Origin of the sequence: Bifidobacterium mellis (genome assembly GCF_000967265.1) — a bacterium.
GTDB classification, from domain to species: Bacteria; Actinomycetota; Actinomycetes; order Actinomycetales; family Bifidobacteriaceae; genus Bombiscardovia; species Bombiscardovia mellis.
Window position 1 is genome coordinate 923,073 of sequence record NZ_KQ033885.1, and the last position, 21,383, is coordinate 944,455.

Below are 21,383 nucleotides of genomic sequence, written 5' to 3' on the forward strand. Positions count from 1 at the left end.
TCAGGGCATGGCCTTCTGCCAGCCTTCTGGGCCATTTTATCGCTGGCTGTCCCCGGCCTGGTCCTGGTCACTGTGCAGGGCCCGGTAGATGGCCTCGGCCTTGGCGGAGCCGATGCCCTTGACGGCCTCCAGCTCCTCCTGGGAGGCCTGACGCATGCGCTTGACCGAACCGAAGTGATTGAGCAGCTTCTTCTGGTAGGCGGGGCCGATGCCCGGAATCTCGTCCAGGGCCGATCGCAGGGCACCCTTGCGCCGGGTCTGCCGGTGATAGGTGATGGCGAACCGGTGGGATTCGTCGCGCACCCGTTGCAGCAGGTACATGCCCTCGGACTGGCGCTTGAGGATGATGGGATAGTCGTCGTCAGGCACCCAGACCTCCTCCAGGCGCTTGGCCAGGCCGCACAGGGCCACATCGTCCACCCCGCAGTCGTGCAAAGCCCGGGCTGCGGCGGTCACCTGGGGCTTGCCGCCGTCGACCACGACCAGGTTGGGCTTGTAGGCGAAGTGACGGGCGGTGGTGTTCTGCTGGACGATGGCGCCCTCCTCCTGCTCCACCAACTCGGGTGCCTTGTCGCTGGCCTTTCGCTCAGCCTCCATGCTGTCACCGCTGTCGCCGGCGATGTTGCCGTGGCGGAAGCGTCGGGTCAGGGTCTCGTAGATGGCGCTCATGTCGTCCACAGCGCCCTTGCCGTCCTCGCCGCGGATGGCGAATCGACGGTATTCGGACTTCTTGGGTACCGCGTCCTCGAAGACCACCATGGAGGCCACCTGGAACTGGCCGCCCACAGTGTTGGAGATGTCGTAGCACTCGATGCGCAGCGGGGCGCGGTCCAGCCCAAGGGCCTTGGCCACGTCGTTCATGGCCTGGGTTCGGGTGCCCATGTCGCTCATGCGGCTGAGCTTGCTGCGCTGCAGGGCCTGGCGGGCGTTGGCATTGGCCCGGTCCATCAGGGACTTCTTCTCACCCCGGCTGGCCACCCGGATGGTCACTGCGGAACCGCGCAGCTCACGCAGCCACTCCTGCAGGTCGCCGGTCCGATCCGGCTGGATGGGGACGATGACCTCGGGAGGCACCGGCGAGATGGGGGCCAACAGGTCGGCGCGTCCGGTCTGATCCTGATGCTGGTGTCGGCTCCTGGTGGCCTTGGCCCGGGCTTCGGCGTCCAGGGCCGTGACCTTCTGGGTGGAGCCCATGGCATCCCTGTCCTGGCTGATGGAGACCTGGGTATCTGAATCTCCGGGCAGCTTGTGCAACTCGCTGTCGTTCTCATTCATCAGGTCCGAGTAGACCTGCACCAGGAGGTCGCTGATCAACTCGCTGTCGGAGACGTCCTCCACCCGCTCCACGCTCCAGTTGCGTTCGCCCCGGATGGCTCCCGAGCGCACGAAGAAGGCGTGGACCGAGGCCTCAAGTTCGTCAGAGGCCACGCCGAAGACGTCCGCATCCACGTTGGAGGCGAAGGCGACGGCATTCTGCTCGATGACCGTGTCCAGCATGGCGATCTGGTCGCGCAGACGGGCGGCCTTCTCGAAGTCCAGCTCCTTGCTGGCCTTCTGCATGCTTCTGGTCAGCCCGGCCCGGTAGCTCTTGCCCAGCCTTCCGGTGATGACCCCGGTCAGCTCCGTGCACAGACGTCGGTGGTCGCTGGCGCTGATCCGGCCCACACAGGGTGCCGAACACTTGCCGATGGAGGCCAGCAGGCAGGGGCGGCCGCTGAGCTTGGCCTTGCGGAAGACGCCGGGGGTGCAGGTGCGCACCGGATAGGTCTTGAGCAGGGCATCCAGGGTGTGCTTCATGTCCCAGACCTTGGCGTAGGGGCCGAAGTAGCGGGTGTCGTGCCGCTTGCGCACGCGGGTCATCCACACCCGGGGGAACTCCTCGCCCACGGAGACGGCCAGGTAGGGGTAGGTCTTGTCGTCGCGCAGCTTGACGTTGAAGTGTGGATCGAACTCCTTGATCCAGGTGTATTCAAGGGTCAGGGACTCCAGGTCGGTGCCCACCACGGTCCACTCCAGGCTCCGGGCCGTCAGCACCATGGTCTGGGTGCGCGGGTGCAGGTTTTCCAAGGGCTGGAAGTAGTTGGTCAGACGGTTGCGCAGGTTCTTGGCCTTGCCCACGTAGATGACCCGGCCGTCGCCGTCCCGCCACTTGTAGACGCCCGGCTGGGTGGGGATGTCGGAGGTCTTGGGGCGGAAGAGGTCCCGGCTGTCCCCCAGCAGGGGCGCGCCGTTCTTGTTGACGCCGGTCGTGGTGCCGGTGGCGGACTCCTCCTCCAGGGCTTGGGCGGTGCGTCGCCATACCTGCGGCGTGTGCCGCTCGAAGCAGCTGCGGGTCATGATCGTGCAGCCTTGGCGACCTTGGCGGGATCAAGCATGGGCTTGAGGTACTTGCCGGTCCAGCTGTCCGGATTGGCGGCCACCTGCTCGGGAGTGCCCTGGGCCACCACGGTGCCGCCGCCGTCGCCGCCCTCCGGTCCCAGGTCGATGATCCAGTCGGCGGTCTTGATCACATCCAGGTTGTGCTCGATGACGATGACCGTGTTGCCCTTGTCGACCAGGCCGTGCAGGACCTTGAGCAGCTTGCGGACATCCTCGAAGTGCAGGCCCGTTGTGGGCTCGTCCAGGATGTAGACGGTCTTGCCGTCGGAGCGCCGCTGTAGTTCGGTGGCCAGCTTGACCCGCTGTGACTCGCCTCCGGACAGGGTGGGTGCCGGCTGGCCCAGACGGATGTAGCCCAAGCCCACGTCCACCAGGGTGTCCAGGTAGCGGGCGATGGAGGGATAGGCCTTGAAGAAGTGGGCGGCCTCCTCGATGGGCATATCCAACACGTCCGAGACGGTCTTGCCGTTGTAGGTGACCTCCAGGGTCTCCCTGTTGTAGCGCTTGCCGTGGCAGGTCTCGCACTGCACGTAGACGTCGGGCAGGAAGTTCATCTCGATCTTGATGGTTCCGTCACCGTGGCAGGTCTCGCAGCGGCCGCCCTTGACATTGAAGGAGAAGCGGCCCGGACCATAGCCGCGCACCTGGGCCTCGGGGGTCTTGGCGAAGAGCTGGCGGATCTTGTCCCAGACGCCGGTGTAGGTGGCCGGGTTGGAGCGCGGGGTGCGGCCGATGGGGTTCTGGTCCACATGGATGACCTTGCGCACCTGGTCCACGCCCTCCACCCGGGTGTGCTTGCCGGGCACGATGCGGGCGTTGTTGAGCTGGTCGGCCAGCACCGGATAGAGGATGGAGTTGACCAGGGTGGATTTGCCGGAGCCGGAGACGCCGGTGACCAGGGTCATGACCCCCAGCGGGAAGGAGACCTTGAGGTTCTTCAGGTTGTTCTCGCGAGCCCCCACCACGGTCAGCTGACGGGTCTTGCTGGTCTTTCGGCGGCGCTTGGGCACCTCGATGGAACGGCGACCGGCGATGTAGTCGGCGGTGATTGAGCGGGAGGCCTTGACCAGGTCCTGCGAGCGCCCGGAGAAGATGACCTCCCCGCCATGCTCGCCGGCCCCCGGGCCGATGTCGACCAGCCAGTCGGCCTGGCGGATGGTGTCCTCGTCGTGCTCGACCACAATCAGGGTGTTGCCCAGGTCGCGCAGCCGCTGCAGGGTCTTGATCAGCCGGTCGTTGTCCCGCTGGTGAAGGCCGATGGAGGGCTCGTCCAGCACGTACATGACGCCCACCAGGCCCGAGCCGATCTGGGTGGCCAGGCGGATGCGCTGGGCCTCGCCGCCGGAGAGGGTGGCCGCCGCCCGGGACAGGGTCAGATAGTTCAGACCCACGTCGTTGAGGAAGCGCAGGCGGGCGCGGATCTCCTTGAGGACCTCGCCGGCGATCTTGGCCAGGGCGCCCTCCATGTGCAGGCCCTCCACCCATTTCAGGCTGGCGGACACGGCCATGTCGCAGACCTGGGCGATGGACAGGCCGTCCACGGTCACGGCCAGGACCTCGGGCTTCAGGCGCTTGCCCTGGCAGACCTGGCAGGGCACCTCGCGCATATAGGACTCGTAATACTGCTTCATGGGCTGCGAGTCGGTCTCGTCGTGGCGGCGCATCAGGGTGCGGACCACGCCCTCGAACCCGGTGGTGTACTCGCGCAGGCGGCCCCAGCGGTTCCGGTAGGAGACGTCCACCTTGAAGTCGTGCCCGTACATGACGGCATGACGGACCTCCTCGGGCAGGTCCTTCCAGGGGGTCGAGGTGGAGAAGCCCATCTCCTTGGCCAGGCCGTCCAGCAGATGGCCGTAGAAGCGTTGCTGGCTCTTGGTGCCGCTCCAGGGCTCCACGGCCCCGTCCTTGAGGCTCTTCTCCGGGTCGGGCACCACCAGCTCGGGGTCGATCTCCAGGTTGAATCCCAGGCCGGTGCAGGCCGGGCAGGCTCCATAGGGGGCGTTGAAGGAGAAGGTCCTGGGCTCGATCTCGTCCAGCTCCAGCTCGTGGCCGTTGGGGCAGGACCGCTTCTCGGAGAAGGGCTGGCGGCGCTCGGGGTCCTTGGCATCCAGATCCACGAAGTCGGCCACCACGGTCCCCTTGGCCAGCCTCAGTGCTGTCTCCACGGAGTCGGTCAGCCGCTGGCGCATGCCCTCGCGGATGACCAGCCGGTCCACCACCACCTCGATGGTGTGCTTCTTCTGCTTGGTGAGTTTGATGGAGTCGGACAGCTGGTGCATGTCCCCGTCGATGATGGCCCGGGAGTAGCCGTCGGAGCGCAGAAGCTCCAGGGTCTCCACAAACTCGCCCTTGCGGCCCTTGACGATGGGTGCCAGCAGCTGGAAGCGGGTCCCCTCCGGTCTGGACATGAGGGTGTCGACGATCTGCTGTGGTGTCTGGGCGCGTACCTCGGCCCCGCAGACAGGGCAGTGGGGAATGCCGGTCCTGGCGAAGAGCAGGCGCAGGTAGTCGTAGACCTCGGTGATGGTGCCCACCGTGGACCGGGGGTTGCGGTTGGTGGTCTTCTGGTCGATGGAGACGGCCGGGCTCAGACCCTCGATGAAGTCCACATCGGGCTTGTCCATCTGCCCCAGGAACTGACGGGCATAGGCGGAAAGGGATTCCACGTAGCGGCGCTGCCCCTCGGCGAAGAGGGTGTCGAAGGCCAGGGAGGACTTGCCGGAGCCCGACAGACCGGTGAAGACCACCATCCTGTTGCGGGGTATGGACAGGTTGACGTTCTTGAGGTTGTGGGCCCGGGCCCCTTGGATGACGATTTTGCGGTCGTTGGGCACCATGGACAGGTCCGCCACCAGGGACCCCTTGGATTCGATCATGCGCGGGTTCTCGATGGCCGCGTCCACTGTCGACTTAGGCTTGTTCTGCTGCTTCACGTGCTTCCCATCCGCTTCCCTGAAGACCCATGGCCAAGGCTGAGGCCAAAGCCTGACCATAATATCGCCGGGGCCGAATAATTCGAACAGGTGTTCGATGACGGCTTAGATGGCCTGGTCCGGCGGATTCAGGGGCGGATGGCCGCAGCCGTTGAGGAAGCAGTCGTGCTGGTGGTCGTTGATCATGCCGGCCGCCTGGAGGAAGGAGTGGACCGTCACCGGTCCCAGGAAGCGCAGGCCCAGGTCGCGCATGTCCTTGCAGACGATGGCCGACAGGTGGTCGTAGCGCGGTATTGAAGGATCGTCCGTGTAGTCGTGGTTGATGGTCCGGCCGCCAGTGAAGGACCAGCAGTAGCGGTCGAATCCCTCCCCGGGAAATCGGCGGGCGATCAGGGCGGCATTGGCCACGGTGGCTTCGATCTTTCGACGATTGCGGATGATGGCCGGGTCGGCCATGAGACGGTCGATGCGGTCGGCATCGAAGGCGGCGACGGCCTGAATATCGAAGTTGTCGAAATCCTTGAAGAGGGCCTGGCGGCGATGCAGGACCAGCTGCCAGCTGAGCCCACACTGGAATATCTCCAGGGAGAGCATGGCGAAGAGCCTCTGGGAGCCGTGCAGGGGGCGGCCCCACTCATGGTCGTGGTAGCTGCGCATGAGCGGGTCGTCCACCTGTGCCCAGTCGCATCGATATAAGGGTTCGGTCATTCGCACTCCCCTATCCAGTGTTTGGGTTCAGGCTAGCACCGACGGAGGCCCGGACCGGGTGGTCAATACCACTGAGTCGGGTGGGCCGATTTAGAGTTGGAGCAGAGGCCGGTCGCCCATGCCCGGGGCAATCCCCACGGCGGCAGTACGGTTGCGGCCGGCAAGGAGAGGAAGCATGTGCCATGACTGACAAGGACAATCCGCGCAGACTCTGGACCGACGACGAGGACCCGGTCGAGAGGGCCAAGCGCACCTCCCCTGCCATGCAGGGCAGCCAGTCGAATTCAGATTCGTCGTCCAAGTCTTCCACAGCGGCAGGGTCGGCAACGGCAGCTGGGAATTCGGGGAATAGCAGTTCGGCATCTTCGGCTGCAACAACTCCAAATTCATCCAACTCAAATTCATCCAGCTCAGGTTCATCGCCTTCGGGTGCCACAACCAAGCAGTCCGGTGATTCGTCGAAGAAGTCGTCGGCTGGGGATACCGGTGCCGAGGAGACCGCCAACGGAGGCGGGACTCGTTCTGATCGCAGCGGCAATGAAAATGAAGCAGCGCAGGAGTCCTCCAAGGGACGTGGCTGGAAGATCTTCGAGGACATCCTGCTCTGGGTGGCCTGGGTGGCCATGGTGGGCTTCAACGGCTATGCGGAGGTCTACCACTTCCATGGCACGACCGTGGGCGGCCTGGCACGCAAGGTCGACCTGTGGATCATGCCTGCCGGATACGTCTTCGCCATCTGGGGCGTCATCTACATCGCCTTGGCCATCTGGCTCTTCCGCTTCTGCCTGGCCGGCCCCAGCCGCAAACGCCTTGGCTTCATGCCCTTCACGCTGAGCGGGCTGCTCTTCGTGGCCACCTGCTGTCTGAACATCGCCTGGCTGGCCCTGTGGCACATGGAGCGCAACTTCTGGGCCCTGGTCATCATCCTCATTCTGACCGTGCTGGCCTGGATGCTCTACGCCCTGGTGCGCAGGGACGCCACCAAGGCCGGGACCCCCACCGCAGCCAAGGCCCTGGACTGGATCCCCCTGTCCATCTACGCCAGCTGGCTGAGCGTGGCCACCCTGGTCAACGCAGGATACATGGTGGTCGCCGGACACAGGGTCGGCAATGCCGTCCAGGGATTCGCCACCATCATCGTGGTCGGCGCCCTCCTGGCCGTCGCCTACCTGATGAACAGGCATGGCAAGGACTGGGTCTTCGGCCTGGTGGCCATCTGGGCCTGCCTGGGCATCGGCATCAGGATATTCTCCTTCGCGGCCGCCATGGGCGTGCTGGTCATCGCGCTGACCGCCGTGGGCGCCTTCCTGGTCTACTTCCCCTGGAGCAAGTTCAGGCTGGTCCGCCGCTGACCCATCCATGATCCATCCATTGCCCCGTCAGCCGAGACGCACTGGCGGGGCTTGCTTCTTGCTACCATGGTCCCTTGCAAGTTTTGAATCCATAAGGAAAGCGGGGTCGGAGGCGGCATGGCTATTGAGGCGCAGGGACTTGAGATCCGAATAGGTGCCCGACTACTCCTGCAAGCCACCGACTTCCATGTGACCAAGGGCGACCGGATCGGCCTGGTGGGCCGCAACGGCGCCGGCAAGACCACGCTGACCAGGGTCATCACCGGCGACATGCTCCCCTCGGCCGGCAAGGTGCGGGTGACCGGACAGCTGGGGTACCTGCCCCAGTCCACCCATGCGGGCGACTCCGAGCAGAGCGCCCTGGACAGGGTCATGAGCGCCAGGGACATCGCATCCATCGTCCAGCGGATGCGCAAGGCAGAGACCGAGATGACCAATCCTGACCCCAGGATCATGGAAAAGGCCATGAAGCGTTACGACAAGGCCCAGCAGGACTTCGAGAACGCCGGGGGCTATGCGGCGCAGTCTCAAGCCATCGTCATGGGCGAGAGCCTGGGGCTGAGCCAGGAGACCCTGCAGCAGGCACTGGGCACCCTCTCCGGCGGTCAGCGCCGACGGGTCGAGCTGGCCAGAATCCTCTTCTCCGATGCCGACACCCTGATTCTGGACGAGCCCACCAACCATTTGGATGCCGACTCCATCGAGTGGCTCAAGGGCTACCTGCGCCGATTCGAGGGCGGCTTCCTGATCATCTCCCACTCCACCGAGCTGCTGGACGAGACCGTCAACCGGATCTGGCACCTGGATGCCCAGCGTTCCTGCATCGACATGTACACCATGGGATGGAAGGCCTACCTGCGCCAGCGGGTGGTGGACGAGGAGCGCCGTCGCCGCGAACGGGAGGTGGCCGAGAAGAAGGCCGACCGTCTGATGCGTCAGGGCATCCGACTGCACGCCAAGGCCACCAAGGCCGTGGCCGCCCAGAACATGATGCGCCGCGCCCAGCGCCTGCTGGCCGACACCCAGGAGGCGGAAAAGGCCGAAAAGGTGGCCGACCTGCGCTTCCCGGATCCTGCCCCCTGCGGCCGCACGCCCATCATGGCCGAGGACCTTTCCAAGGCCTACGGATCCAACATCGTCTTCGCCGGAATCAATCTGGCCATCGACAAGGGCTCCCGGGTGGTCATCCTGGGATACAACGGCGCTGGCAAGACCACCACCCTGCGCCTGCTGGCCGGCATCGAGCAGCCCGACACGGGCAAGGTGACCCTGGGGCACGGGGCCAAGATCGGCTACTTCGCCCAGGAGCATGACACACTGGATAACGACGTCACCGTTCTGGAGAACCTGCAGCATGTGGCCCCTGATCTGGACAACACCCAGGCGCGGACCATCCTGGGCTCCTTCCTCTTCTCGGGGGACGACGCCATGAAGCCCACCAAGGTGCTTTCGGGCGGCGAGAAGACCCGACTGGCCCTGGCCACCCTGGTGACCAGCCGGGCCAACGTCCTGCTGCTGGACGAGCCCACCAACAACCTGGACCCCGCTTCCCGCGACGAGATACTCAAGGCCATCGCCAAGTACGAGGGGGCCATCGTGCTGGTCACCCACGACGAGGGGGCCGTCAAGGCGCTCAACCCCGAGCGGGTGCTGCTCATGCCCGACGGTGATGAGGACCTCTGGAGCGACGACTACCTGGATCTGGTTGCCGAAGAGTAGGTAGCCACAATGGCGAAAAGCGGGTCAGTCGTCCTCCCCCAGGACCTCCACCCCTTTGACCCCTGGAGTCTGACCTATGGATTCGACCAGCTCGGTCACGTCCCCCTTGCCCAGCAGGTTGACGGTGACATCGGCGCCCTTCCAGGCATCCCGGTGCAGCTCGTGGATGGTCAGCACCCGGGATTCGAAGCCCATGCGGGTGGCCAGCAGCAGGGATTCGCGCAGACAGCCGTGGCCGTCCTGATATACGATGCGCAGGACCGTGTTCTGACGATTGCGCAGGAACCACTTGAGGATGGGCGCGATGACCAGGACAGCCAGAAAGTAGAAGACGACGGCCAGGATGGCGATGGCGAAGAGCTGGACCCCGCAGGCCATGCCCACGGCGGCGGCCACCCAGATGGCGCTGGCCGTCGTCAGACCCTTGACCGAATCATGGTTGAAGAAGATGACTCCGGCGCCGATGAAGCCGATGCCCGAGGCCACCCCGGCCGCGATTCTCGAGGCATCCCAGGAATAGTTTCCTACAGCGGCCTGGATGCCATAGAGGGAGACCATGGTGAACAGGCAGCTGCCCAGGCCCACCAGAATGTGGGTGCGGATGCCAGCGTCGTGTTTGAGGAATTCGCGCTCGAAGCCGATCAGGCCACAGAGCACCACCGTCAGGACCACTGCCATAATCTGGCCTTGATTCGGCATCGCGAATCCCTGCATGATTTCCTTTCCTGCCCTCGTAAATAGGCAGACCTTATAACGCTTGCAGGACAAGGCCATCGGATAGAGTGGAGCCAGCACGTGGCCGGTCGCGCCGCCGCACGTGGACCTTTTGAATGAGGGGTGTGATGCCATGAAGCCGTCACCAGATGAACGCCGCGAAGCCCGGCGGACCCTGGCCACCAGCGCCTATTCCGCCGACATGATCCGATCCCTGGAGCAGCCGTTTTTGGACGACGGGGTGCCCCTGATGCGCATTGCCGCCGGATCCCTGGCCTCCGTGGCCGACGTCATGCTGACCCAGGCCGGGATGGAGCCGGCAGAAGCCAGAATCGTCCTGCTGGCAGGGGCCGGCAACAACGGCGGCGACGGGCTCTATGCCTCGGCTGACCTGGCCGGGCACGGGGCCGATGTGACGGTGGTGGCGACCGGGCGGAGCCTGCACCAGGGCGGATTGGATGCCCTTCTGCGCGCCGGCGGAGTGGTCACGGCCCTGGACCCCCAGGCGGCCATCCCCGGTTGCGAGGCGCCGACAGGACCGGACCAGGCCTCAGAGGAGCTGGACCAGGCCCTGGAGCTGTGCCGGCAGGCGGATCTGATCATCGATGCCATGACGGGTATCGGCCTTAAAGGTGCATTGCGCGGCATCCCCGCCGCTCTTGCCGCGGAACTGGGCATGGAGAGCGGTCTGCCCGACAGGCCCGCCTGGCACGACCCCGCCGGTCAGGATGGGCCCTTGGTGCTGGCCGTGGATACTCCCTCCGGTTTGGACGTGGACGAAGGCACCCTGCCCGGGGCCTACATACCGGCGGATGTGACCGTGACCATGGGGGCCATGAAGCCCTGCCTGATGCTTCCCCCGGCCGCCTACGTCTGCGGAAGAGTCGTCCTGGTGGACTTCGGCTTCGACACCTCGGCCCTGGTCCCCAGCGTCTCCTGCATGAGCGTTGAGGACTGCGCCGGACTTTTGCGGGCGCCCAGGGTGGATGACACCAAGTACACCAGGGGCGTGGTCGGTCTGGTCACCGGGTCCGCCCTCTACCATGGCGCGGGGCTGCTCTCCAGCAGAGCGGCGGCCAGTGGCAACGTGGGCATGATCCGTTACTGCGGCCCCGAGCAGGTGGGCGACCTGATCCTGCAGGAGCTGCCCGAAACGGTCCTGGGCCGTGGACGGGTCGAGTCCTGGGTGCTGGGTTCGGGCGTGCCCACCCGGCAGGCCCAGGAGGCCGCCGGTCCTGAAGGCCAGGACGGTCAGCGGGATCTGATTGCCGACATACTCAATCGACAGGCCGCGGACCTGGACGAGGACGAGGCAGCAGCCGATCCGGCGGTGGTGGCCGATGCCGGAGCCTTGGATCTGCTGCCGGACCGGCTGGGACCGCGCACCGTACTGACCCCGCACGCCGGCGAGATGGCCGCCCTTCTCAACTCGCACGGTGAGAACGTGGACGGCGACCAGGTCATGGCCGAACCCCTGCGCTGGGCTGTCCGCGCCTGCCAGCTGACCGGAGCCACCATTTTGCTCAAGGGGGCCATCACACTGGTCGTCGGCGAGGACGGCACCGACCGCCCCCGGGTCATGACCACCGGCTTCGGCCCGGCCTGGCTGTCCACGGCCGGATCAGGGGATGTACTCTCCGGCACCATCGGAGCCATGCTGGCCCAGAACGCCGGACCAATCCAGGATGATGCCACGCTGATGGTTGATCTGACGGCTGCTGCGGCCTTCCTGCATGGACTGGCTGGCTCCTTGGCCAGTGGCGGCAGGCAGACCGGCTGGGAGCAGCCGCTGATCTTCGACCCCCGCAAGCCCCAGGACTTTGCGGATCTGGTAGCCGAGGACAACCAGCCGGAGGGCCAGGGGACTGTTGCAGGACGCATGGGGCAACCGATCCGTGCCGGGCAGGTGGCCGATGCCCTACCCAAGGCCATAGGGCTGGTCATGTCCAGAGCCGAGGGGGCTGCTGAACCGATCGAACCCATTCAAGATGGGGACGATGCCTCTCAGTTCTTCGAAAACAGCTCGCTCTGGTTCTAGAGCGTCATCAAAAAGGAGTCGATTCGATGACCTCGCAGCTCATTGTCATGCGTCACGGGGAAAGCGTCTGGACACAGAAGTCGGTCAACCGTTTCGCCGGTTGGGTGGACGTGCCCCTGACGGAACGTGGACTGGACCAGGCCCGTCATGCCGGACAGCTGCTCAAGGAATCAGGCCTGCTGCCTGACCTGGTCTTCACCTCCCTGCTGACCCGCAGCATCGTCACCGCCAACACGGTGCTGGACCTGGTCGATCGGGCCTGGATTCCGGTGGAGCGTACCTGGAGGCTGAACGAGCGCCACTACGGTGCCTTCCAGGGACAGACGCGACCGGCCATGCTGGAGCGATACGGCCAGGAGCAATTCAATATCTACCGACGTTCCTATGATGTTCGGCCGCCTGCCATCGAAACCGATTCACCATACTTTCAAGGACAGGATCCTCGCTATGCCCCGGCCATGGGCGACGGGCTGGACAGCCGGAATCCGGCCGAGATCCGCGCCGAATGCCTCAAGGATCTGCTGATTCGCCTGAATCCCTTCTGGCGCAGCCGGATAGCCCCCAATCTGGCCTGGGGCCGGACTGTGCTCATCGTCACCCACGGTTCCGTGGTCCGTAGCCTGATCAAGGTCCTTGAAGATATTGACGACAAGGACATCAGATCCATCAACGTGCCCAACGGCGTGCCCATGGTCTACAGCTTCGGGACCGACGAAGACGGCAACCCCCAGGTCCAGGGTCCGGGTCGTTATCTGGATCAGCAGGCCGCCAACCAGGGTATGGCTGAAACCGCGGCCCTGGGCCGATAGGGCCTTGGGTATAGATTGGCTTGTATGACACTGCTCCAACTGCGCTACATCGTCAAGATTGTCGAATGCGGCTCGATGAACGAGGCCTCGCACGAGCTCTACATCTCCCAGCCGGCACTGAGCTCTTCGGTCAAGGAGCTGGAGAACGAGCTGGGCATCGAGATCTTCACCCGCCACTCCCAGGGGATCGCCCTGACCGTGGACGGGGCGGAATTCCTGACCTACGCCCGGCAGATCCTGGACCAGACCGACCTGCTGGAGGCCCGCTACCGGCAGGTCAGACCCCGCAAACAGCTCTGCCGGGTCTCCACCCAGCACTACATGTTCGCAGTCGAAGCCTTCGTGGAGATGATCAACTCCATCGATTCGGACGAGTACGAATTCACCATACGGGAGACGCGCACCAGAGACATCATCGACCAGGTGGCCACCCTCCAGTCCGAGATCGGCATCATCTACGAGTCCGACTTCAACAAACGGGTGCTGTCCAAGATGCTCCGGGAGAAGCACCTGGACTTCCATCCGCTCTTCAGGGCGGACCTGCATGTCTTCATCGCACGAACCAACCCCCTGGCTGATCGGGCCATGGTGACCATGAAGGACCTGGAGCCCTACCCCTTCCTGCAGTACGAGCAGGGCGAGGAGGGTTCCTTCTACTTTGCCGAGGAGGCGGTCTGGCCCGACTACTCCCCCAAGCAGATCACCGTGAGTGACCGGGCCACCATGCTCAACTTCATCGTGGGGCTGAACGCCTACACGGTCTGCACCGGCATCGACAACGAAGACCTGAACAACGAGAAGATCGTCAGCGTTCCCCTGGAGTCGGACGAATCCATGCTGGTGGGCTGGATTGTCAACAGCCGGACCAAGCTGTCCCATGCCGCCGAACTCTACTTGGACAAGCTGCGCCAGGTGGTCTCCAACCACGGATATTCACTGATTGAACAGGGGTCAGGCAAGTAGCAGCCAGGCAAGCAGCAGCTGAATGGGTGTCATCTGAACCGGACCGCTGATGCTCCAGCGGCGATTGTTGGACTTCGCTGCTGGCCGGCAATCGATTGGTAGTCGCGGTTTACCGTACTTTCAACGCCTTCCCTTGGGCTCCGATGGAGGGCATCTTACCCTGGTGGCCCACATCCTGTGATTTGAGTCCCAAGGCTTTGAGCAGGGCCCGATCCAGATGTTCCAGGCCTCCCTGGCTCTTTGCCGCTGCGGTCAGATCCCAGACCTTGCCATTGATCATGATGGTGGGTGTCGAAAACTCCCCCTTGGCATCCTTGGCGTCCTTGCGGGTGATGGCGTAGGCGTTGACCTTGTCCACCCATGGCCTGTAAGTACCCTGTGCGAAGCGGTCTGCCAGGGACCTGGGCACGCCTACTCCCACAGCCTGGTCGGCCAGGCGTGCGTCGGAGACGGCCTGATAGGAGCTTTCATCGGGCTGGAAGTCAGCGGCAAAGACGGCGGCGGCGAAGGCCGGCAGATGATCCGGATCCTCCTGGGCCACCATGGCCAGGGCGTTGTCCACGCGGCTGGAGTACTGGTCGCTGGATGCTGAATCCAGGAAGTTTAAAAAGTTGTAGGTGACATTGATCTGACCGGCGCCGATCATGCGCTGCAGCTGAGGATCGATGACCCGGCCCACCTTGCCGCACCAGGGGCACATGGGGTCCATGAAGATCTCAAGGGTCGGCGCATCGGCAACCTTCTTCCTGCTGCCGATCCCATTGGCTGAAACAGTCAGCCCTCCCTGGTCGTCTGCCACCGATGGCGTGACGGTGACCTCTTGCAGGGCCTTGTAGGCCTTGGCATCCCCGCTGGGACCCTGGCTGACTTGTGCGGTCGAGCCTGTGGATGAAGGCTTTTGGGCAGACTGGTCGTCTCCTGAATGATCGGCCCACAGCATGTATATGCCTGCCGCAAGCACCAGCACAAGAGCCACCGCCACCAGTACCAACGGCAGCCTCCGTGAGCGCTGTGCAAACACGGTTCCTTCAAGCTCGCTCTCTTGAGGCTGGCCTGTCTCGGCCGGTTCCTCCTCAGTCGCAATATGGCTATCGGCAGGTTCTGCCGCACCCACCGCGTCGACCCCAGTCTGGTCCGGTTCCTCATGACCGTTCTGCTCCAGCGGTTTCGTCATGATCCATGGCCTTCCTTGCGATGATGATCCGTCGGCCTGCCCGTCGGACCTTTACCAATCTACACGAGGGTCGGCCGACAGAATGGCCGTCCGCAGAATGTGCGCCGATATGAGCCGGTCCCTTGTCTAGGCCCCGTAACGCTCCAAGTAGTCCCTGGCGGCATCGGCCGTGCGCTGGTCCAGAATGGGCGACCCGTCCGGGCCCTTCATGGAGGCAGCGGCATCGAAGATCTGGCGGACATTGACGATGCTGATGACCGGGAAGTGGAATTCGTCCATGATGGACTCCACAGCCGAGCCCTGGCCCTGTCCGGTGCGCTCCATCCGGTCCACGGAGAGCACCAGGCCGACGATGGTCACCTTGGCCTGGGACATGATCTTGGGCACCACCTGGCGGACCGCGGTCCCGGCGGTCATGACATCATCCACCAGCAGCACCCTCATGCCGTCCCTTAACTGGGTGCCGACCATGAGCCCCCCGTCGCCATGGTCCTTGACCTCCTTGCGGTCAAAGGTGTAGCCGACCGGCATGCCGTGCGCCCCGCTCAGTGCGATGGCGGTGGAGACGGCCAGGGGAATCCCCTTGTAGGCCGGACCGAAAACCGTGTCGATATCGGCGGGCAGGGTCCCCTGTTTCACGGCCTGCATGATGGTCCGGGCGTAGAACTCCCCCAACAGGGCGATCAGCCGTCCGTCCTTGAAGGCCCCGGCGTTGATGAAGTAGGGCGAGCGCCGCCCCGACTTCAGGGTGAAGTCACCGAACTTGAGGGCTCCGCTCTGGAGGAGGAAGCTGGTGAAACCCTCCTGGATGCGGCGGGTCTGCTCCTGGGCATCCCCGTCATGTTCGGCCCTGTTTTCTGCTGCGGATGCGCTCATCGCCAGCACTCCCCTTTCTTGAGCAAATCGGCCAGCTCGGGCCGCTCGTCCAACAGCTCGTCCAGCTCCCGGGCCACCCTCATTGGTGCCACAGGATCCACCAGTGCCGCGGCCCCCACCTCAACGGCGTTGGCCCCCGCATAGAGGAATTCCAAGGCCGTGCGTCCCGAGTCGATGCCCCCGATGCCGATGATGGGGATGTCGGGCAGTGCCCGGCGCACCCGCCAGACGAAGGACAGAGCTATGGGCAGGATGCAGGGGCCGGAGACGCCGCCGGTGCCCTGGGCCAGGATGGGTTTGCCCGTAGTAATGTCGATGCGCATGCCTACCAGGGTGTTGATCAGGCTGAGGGCATCCGCTCCCCCATCGACCGCCGCCTTGGCCACCTCCACGATGTCGGTGACGTTGGGGGTCAGCTTGACCACCATGGGTTTGTCGGTCAGACCCCGCAGCCGGGTGACCAACCGGTTCAGGGCCTTGGCGTCGGTGCCCACGGACATCCCCCCATGTGAGACGTTCGGGCAGGAGACGTTGATCTCCAGCATGTCGGCCGGGGAGTCGGCCAGCCGTTCCACAACGATGGCGTAGTCCTCGTCGCTGTGGCCGGCCACATTGGTGACCACGTTGGCCCCCAGGGCCTTGAGCCTGGGTAGTTCGTCCACCAGGTAATGGTCCACGCCCGGGTTCTGCAGGCCCACGGAGTTGACCATGCCGGCTGGGCTCTCGGCTGTCCTGGGCGTGGGGTTGCCTTCCCAGGGCACCGGCGAAACCCCCTTGGTGGAGATGGCGCCCATCTGTGAGACGTCGTAGTAGTCCCCGCAGGCATCCAGGTTGAAGGTGCCCGAGGCCGTGCCCACCGGGTTCTTCCAGGGCGTGCCGGCCACAACGGTGCCATGCCGCCAGGCGTGCGGCTCCAGAGGGTCCATGATTGTCAGCCCGCTCATCGTGTCTCCTTCTTGTCCTCGCCTGCATCCCAGATCAGACGGTCGGCGGCAAAGACCGGGCCGTCCTTGCAGACCTTGAGCCTGCCGTCCACGGTGTCGACCACGCAGGCCACGCAGGTGCCGTAGCCGCAACCCATCCGCGACTCCATGCAGCACTGGGCAGGCAGGCCGGTCTTGCGGGCCCAGGCGGCCACGGCCCGCATCATGGGCAGGGGGCCGCAGGTCAGGATGATGGTCCGTCCCGGGTCGATATCGCCGCGAACCCGATCCAAGAGGGTTATAACATCCCCGGAGGCATTGTCGATGGACTCCAAACGGTCGGTCAACGGGCCCATGATGGCATCGGCGAACCGATGGTCCCGGTAGCCCAGCAGGGCGGTGGTGCACACACCGGACCGGCCTTGAAGGCACTGGGCTGCACGGATCAGCGGAGGGACGCCCAGGCCGCCGCCCACCAGCAGATAGTCAGCCGGCTTCTCCAGGTCGAAGCCATGGCCCAGGGGTCCCAGCAGGTCCACAGCCATGCCTGGCTGCAGGCGGGAGAACTCATAGGTCCCCTGGCCCACGACGGCGAAAATGATCTCGATCTGCTCGCCCTCCAGAACCCGACTGATGCCGAAGGGTCTGGGCATCATGGTCATGCGATCGGCCGAATAGAGGTTGATGAAGGCTCCTGCCGGAGCGTGGGCTGCCAGGTAGGGGTCGCTGATGGTCATCCGCCAAACCTGCCGGTCCAGGGGCTCCATGCCGGTGACCTGGGCCGTGCGGCGTCCGGGCATGCGGCCTGCCTGTCGGGCCTGATCCTCCACCCGGCTGGTGGATATGAAGAGGTTGGGTTTCATCGGGCCTCCTTAATCGCCTGATTGAGATCGTCCTTCATGGCCTGTGCGGCTCGGCGGGCATCGCGGGTGACCATGCCCAGGGCCGCCTGAACGCTGCGCTGCGGGCTGTAGTCGGGATCCTTCCGCCAGGCCGCGATGATTCCCCGGGAGGAATTGACCACAGCACCGCCGCCGGACCGGTCGAACATGGGCGCCACGTCGGCCGCCGAACCGCCCTGGGCTCCATAGCCGGGGACCAGGAAGAAGGTGTGGGGCATGGCCTGACGCAGAAGGGCCCCGTCCTCGGGGTGGGTGGCACCGACCACGGCTCCAAGCCTGGAGTATCCTGATTCACCGATGGAGGGCTGCCCCCAGGTTTCGACCAGGCCGCCCAAGCGCTGATAGATGGTGCCGCCGCCTGAATCTGGGTCCAGGCCAAGTTCCTGGATCTGGCTGCCCGATGGGTTGGAGGTGCGCACCAGGGCGAAGAGGTCACCCTGGATATGCTCGGCCGCCTGCAGGAAGGGTTTCACACCGTCGGAGCCCAGGTAGACGTTGATGGTCAGGGCATCCTCATACCAGGGGAACCTCCCGCCTGCCCGGGCCGGCTCATCCACTGCCTGCCCCGGGGCGAAGGACAGGGGAAGCCCGTCCAGGTGGGCGGCGTAGGCCTCGGCCGTGGAACCGATGTCCCCGCGCTTGACATCCCCGATGACGTAGAGTCCCCGGTCGGCTGCGGCCCGGCAGGTACCGGTGTAGGCCCTGATGCCCCAGGGTCCCAGAGCCTCGTACATGGCGATCTGGGGTTTGACTGCAGGCACCAGATCGGCCACGCCCTCCAGGATGGCCAGGTTGAAGCGCAGATAGGCCCGGGCCAGGTGGTCCGCCCAGACGGCCTGGGCCTGCTCGCCCTGGGTTTGCTGCGGGTCCTTGGGGTCCAGGCCCATCCGGGCCATGCTTCCGGCGGCGCGCTGCCTGGCCTGTTCGATCAGCTGGCCGGGCAACAGTTCCGGTCGCGGATCCAGGCCGACCACGGTCGGATTCTGTTTGTCCTGAATGAGCGCGGTCAGTCGGTCCATGCACGGATCCTTTCCCTGGTGATGACACGGCTTGCGGGCAGGCGGGAGAAGACCAGACGCCCATCCCTTATGGTGGCCATGACCCTTCCGGTCAGTTCCGCCCCGGCAAAGGGGGTGTTCCTCGCCTTGGAGTGGAAGCGGCTGGGATCAACCTTCCACCTGGCCTCAGGGTCCATGATGACCAGGTCGACGGGTGGCTGGCCGGCATCACTGTGCTGATCGGACTCCAGCCGAGGATGATCAGTGTTGTTTGCCTTGTGCGAGGGCAGGTTTTCAGGCAGGAGCCGATGCATGCCCATGAGCTCGGCTGGAGCCAGGGACATGAGCTCAATCAGACGGTCATGACTGATGAGCCCGCTTTTGACCAGGACCTGATTGCAGACCGCGTAGGCAGTCTCCAGGCCGATGATGCCGTTGGGGGCGTCCTTGAGCCCCAGGGCCTTCTCAGCGGTGGTGTGCGGGGCGTGGTCGGTGGCGATCATGTCCACAGTGCCGTCGGCCACGGCCTCAAGTGCTGCCTGCTGGTCGGCGCGGGAGCGCAGCGGAGGATTCATCTTGGCCATGCTGCCGCTGCGCAACAGGTCCTCGTCGCAGAGGGCCAGATAGTGGGGCGCGGTCTCGCAGGTGACCGACAGCCCGCGGGCCTTGGCCCGGCGGACGGCATCGAATCCCCCGGCGGTGCTGACATGCTGCAGATGCACCCTGGTGCCGGTGCGTTCCGCCAACTCGATGTCGCGGTGGATGATGGCGGTCTCGGTCGAGGCGGGAATCCCCTCCAACCCCAGTTGACGGCTGACAGCGCCAAGATTGACCTGACCGTGCTCGTGGTGTTCGCAGTGGTCCAGGATGGGCAGGTCGAATTCCCGGGCGTTGGCGGCCACGTCCTCCAGGGTTTGGTCGGTCACGGCCGAGCCGTCATCGCTGATGGCGACTACGGGATGGTCCCAGCCGTGTCCGGGCAGGTGCCCCGACCAGTCGTCTGGGTTTGAGGCCTGACGGCCGGCCCGGTCCAGAGTGGCCGCCACGCAGAGGGCGTAGTCCACCGGCAGGCGTAGCCCATGGTCCCGCTCATAGGATTCCAGATAGTCGATGACCGTGCGCCCATCGGCCATCCGCGCGCGGCCGTCCATGGAGGGCCGGGTGTTGGGCATGAGCAGTATCAGCCCGTAGCCTCCGGCCGCTGCGGCAGCTGTGCCGGTCACCATGTCTTCCTTGTCGGTCTGTCCAGGGTCGCGCAGGTGGACATGGGGGTCGACCAGGGCCGGAGCCAGCACCAGCCCCGAGGCGTCTATCTGATCGACCTCTGCCGACATGGCGCCGGTCTCGTCAATCAGCGCGCTGTCGGCGGCCTGGGGAAGCACCAGATCGACCGGCCTGCCGCTGCGCCAATCGGTCAACCCCAGCAGCCGCATGTCAGTCTTCTGCCTTCTCGTCGCAGTAGTCGCAGCGGTAGACCCCGGCAGCGTCCAGGTGGAAGCGCTGGTCCACGCCGGTCTCCACCGTGGTGACGCAACGAGGGTTGACGCAGGTGATGACGTTGACCAGATGGTTGGGTCGGTCCGGCTGATGCTTGCTGACGATCCTGCCTTGCCGGACTACGTCGACGGTGGCCTCGGGGGCGATGAACCCCAAGGCGGTCAGGTCCAAATCCCCGGTCTGCTCGATCTTGATGATGTCCTTGGACCCGTACTTGCGGCTGTCCGTATTCATGATCAGAGCCAGACGGGTCTTCGCCGGGTCCACGCGCAGGTAGTGCAAGACCTTCAGGGCTGTGCCCGCACGAACGTGGTCGATGATGATGCCGTCGACAATGCTGGTGACCTTCATGCCGCCACCTCCTTCTGCTCGCGGTAACCGGGCAGCTCGTCGCCCAGCAGGGCGCTCTCCAGGGCCATTCTGACCAGCATGCCGTTGCGGACCTGCTGGAAGTATGCCGCACGCGGATCATGGTCCACCTCCACGGCGATCTCGTTAACCCTGGGCAGCGGGTGGAGGATGGCCATGTCGGGGCGCGCAGCCCGAAGCTTGTCGGCATCCAGAATGTAGGTGTCGCGCAGGCGCAGGTAGTCGTCCTCGTTGAAGAAGCGCTCCTGCTGGACACGGGTCATGTAGAGCACGTCCAGGTCGCCGATGACCCCGTTCAGGTCCCCGGTCTCCCGGTAGGTGCAGTCGGCCGAGGAACGAATCCTCTCCAGGACGTATTCGGGGGTGCGCAGCTCGTCGGGGCTGATCAGGACGAAGTCCACGTGGCCCAGGCGGCAGAGGGTGGTGATCAGGGAGTGGACGGTGCGGCCGAAGGTCAGGTCCCCGCACAGGCCGATGGTCAGGTGGTTCAGCCGACCCTTGCGGGCGCGGATGGTGGCCAGATCGGTCAGGGTCTGGGTCGGGTGCATGTGTCCGCCGTCGCCGGCGTTGATGACCGGGACCGTGGCTGCCTGGGAGGCCACCAGGGCGGCACCCTCCTTGGGGTGGCGGATGGCCACGATGTCGGCATAGTTGGAGACGGTCTTCAGGGTGTCGCTGATGGACTCCCCCTTGGAGACGCTGGCCAGCTGGGCGCCGGCGAATCCGATGACCTGGCCGCCCAGACGGAGCATGGCGGTCTCGAAGCTGAGCCGGGTGCGGGTGCTGGGTTCATAGAAGAGCGTGGCCAGAACCCGGCCGTCGCAGGTGTGGGCCACCTGACGGCGATGGGTGTCGATGTAGGCCGCCCGATCCAGAAGGTCCAGGATCTGGGTCATGGGAATGTCGTCGAGGGTTACCACACTTCGCCCACGAAGAGGAACGACGTCGGAAGAGGTTTTGGATGCGTGATCAACTTGTTGGGACAACGGCTCACCTTCCTCAAGGTGGCCACCTTATGTGACCTGAACA

17 protein-coding genes are annotated in these 21,383 nt (G+C 65.0%); 5 read left to right on the forward strand and 12 right to left on the reverse strand.

Going from position 1 to position 21,383, the window contains the following annotated elements; all coding sequences use genetic code 11:
* Positions 1 to 36 precede the first annotated feature (36 nt).
* From uvrC to JF70_RS04115, 3 genes are all read right to left on the reverse strand, one after another.
* On the reverse strand, positions 37 to 2,337 hold the full coding sequence (uvrC, locus tag JF70_RS04105) for an excinuclease ABC subunit UvrC (protein ID WP_045935386.1): 2,301 nt from the start codon (positions 2,335 to 2,337) through the stop codon (positions 37 to 39).
* Positions 2,334 to 5,255 carry an excinuclease ABC subunit UvrA gene (gene uvrA, locus JF70_RS04110; protein WP_045936115.1) on the reverse strand — a complete coding sequence of 974 codons (2,922 nt, stop codon included), beginning with the start codon at positions 5,253 to 5,255 and terminating at the stop codon, positions 2,334 to 2,336. The genes uvrC and uvrA overlap by 4 nt, the downstream gene beginning before the upstream one ends.
* A 162-nt stretch (positions 5,256 to 5,417) precedes the next feature.
* Positions 5,418 to 6,020, reverse strand: coding sequence for a DNA-3-methyladenine glycosylase I (locus JF70_RS04115; protein WP_045935387.1), 603 nt, complete (start codon positions 6,018 to 6,020; stop codon positions 5,418 to 5,420).
* A 182-nt stretch (positions 6,021 to 6,202) separates the two neighbouring features.
* Between JF70_RS04115 and JF70_RS04120 the strand changes: the two genes are divergently transcribed.
* On the forward strand, positions 6,203 to 7,372 hold the full coding sequence (locus JF70_RS04120; protein ID WP_045935388.1) for a TspO/MBR family protein: 1,170 nt from the start codon (positions 6,203 to 6,205) through the stop codon (positions 7,370 to 7,372).
* A 117-nt stretch (positions 7,373 to 7,489) separates the two neighbouring features.
* Positions 7,490 to 9,091 (forward strand): ABC-F family ATP-binding cassette domain-containing protein, encoded by a 1,602-nt coding sequence (locus JF70_RS04125; protein ID WP_045935389.1) that lies wholly within the window; start codon positions 7,490 to 7,492, stop codon positions 9,089 to 9,091.
* A gap of 24 nt (positions 9,092 to 9,115) precedes the next feature.
* Here JF70_RS04125 and JF70_RS04130 read toward each other — a convergent pair whose 3' ends face one another.
* A complete protein-coding gene (locus JF70_RS04130; RefSeq protein ID WP_015021846.1) occupies positions 9,116 to 9,805 on the reverse strand; it encodes an MgtC/SapB family protein in 690 nt (229 codons plus the stop codon).
* 133 nt (positions 9,806 to 9,938) lie between these two features.
* On the opposite strand from JF70_RS04130, the gene JF70_RS04135 reads away from it, so the two are divergent.
* From JF70_RS04135 to JF70_RS04145, 3 genes are read left to right on the forward strand one after another with little or no spacing between them, the layout of a single operon-like run.
* Positions 9,939 to 11,843 carry a bifunctional ADP-dependent NAD(P)H-hydrate dehydratase/NAD(P)H-hydrate epimerase gene (locus JF70_RS04135; protein WP_045935390.1) on the forward strand — a complete coding sequence of 635 codons (1,905 nt, stop codon included), beginning with the start codon at positions 9,939 to 9,941 and terminating at the stop codon, positions 11,841 to 11,843.
* 26 nt (positions 11,844 to 11,869) lie between these two features.
* A complete protein-coding gene (locus JF70_RS04140) occupies positions 11,870 to 12,652 on the forward strand; it encodes a 2,3-bisphosphoglycerate-dependent phosphoglycerate mutase (protein ID WP_045935391.1) in 783 nt (260 codons plus the stop codon).
* A gap of 24 nt (positions 12,653 to 12,676) precedes the next feature.
* The gene (locus tag JF70_RS04145; protein ID WP_045935392.1) at positions 12,677 to 13,615 is read left to right on the forward strand and encodes a LysR family transcriptional regulator; all 939 of its coding nucleotides are present in this window, start codon (positions 12,677 to 12,679) and stop codon (positions 13,613 to 13,615) included.
* 109 nt (positions 13,616 to 13,724) lie between these two features.
* Here the strand turns inward: JF70_RS04145 and JF70_RS04150 are convergent, their stop codons facing one another.
* The 8 genes from JF70_RS04150 to pyrB all read right to left on the reverse strand — a co-directional run bounded on the left by JF70_RS04150 (position 13,725) and on the right by pyrB (position 21,340).
* Positions 13,725 to 14,789: a DsbA family protein gene (locus tag JF70_RS04150; RefSeq protein ID WP_052690735.1), complete on the reverse strand. Its 1,065-nt coding sequence runs from the start codon at positions 14,787 to 14,789 to the stop codon at positions 13,725 to 13,727.
* Positions 14,790 to 14,915: 126 nt separating this feature from the next.
* A complete protein-coding gene (pyrE, locus tag JF70_RS04155) occupies positions 14,916 to 15,665 on the reverse strand; it encodes an orotate phosphoribosyltransferase (protein WP_231578834.1) in 750 nt (249 codons plus the stop codon).
* On the reverse strand, positions 15,662 to 16,609 hold the full coding sequence (locus tag JF70_RS04160; protein WP_045935393.1) for a dihydroorotate dehydrogenase: 948 nt from the start codon (positions 16,607 to 16,609) through the stop codon (positions 15,662 to 15,664). Before JF70_RS04160 ends, pyrE begins: the two co-directional genes overlap by 4 nt.
* A complete protein-coding gene (locus JF70_RS04165; protein WP_045935394.1) occupies positions 16,606 to 17,451 on the reverse strand; it encodes an iron-sulfur cluster-binding protein in 846 nt (281 codons plus the stop codon). The genes JF70_RS04160 and JF70_RS04165 overlap by 4 nt, the downstream gene beginning before the upstream one ends.
* Entirely contained in the window at positions 17,448 to 18,509 is a 1,062-nt protein-coding gene (pyrF, locus tag JF70_RS04170) for an orotidine-5'-phosphate decarboxylase (RefSeq protein ID WP_045935395.1), read from the reverse strand. Before pyrF ends, JF70_RS04165 begins: the two co-directional genes overlap by 4 nt.
* Positions 18,497 to 19,921, reverse strand: coding sequence for a dihydroorotase (locus JF70_RS04175; RefSeq protein WP_045935396.1), 1,425 nt, complete (start codon positions 19,919 to 19,921; stop codon positions 18,497 to 18,499). The genes pyrF and JF70_RS04175 overlap by 13 nt, the downstream gene beginning before the upstream one ends.
* Before the next feature lies 1 nt (position 19,922).
* Positions 19,923 to 20,336 carry an aspartate carbamoyltransferase regulatory subunit gene (locus tag JF70_RS04180; protein ID WP_015021856.1) on the reverse strand — a complete coding sequence of 138 codons (414 nt, stop codon included), beginning with the start codon at positions 20,334 to 20,336 and terminating at the stop codon, positions 19,923 to 19,925.
* Positions 20,333 to 21,340 carry an aspartate carbamoyltransferase gene (gene pyrB, locus JF70_RS04185; protein ID WP_045935397.1) on the reverse strand — a complete coding sequence of 336 codons (1,008 nt, stop codon included), beginning with the start codon at positions 21,338 to 21,340 and terminating at the stop codon, positions 20,333 to 20,335. Before pyrB ends, JF70_RS04180 begins: the two co-directional genes overlap by 4 nt.
* Positions 21,341 to 21,383: the final 43 nt, after the last annotated feature.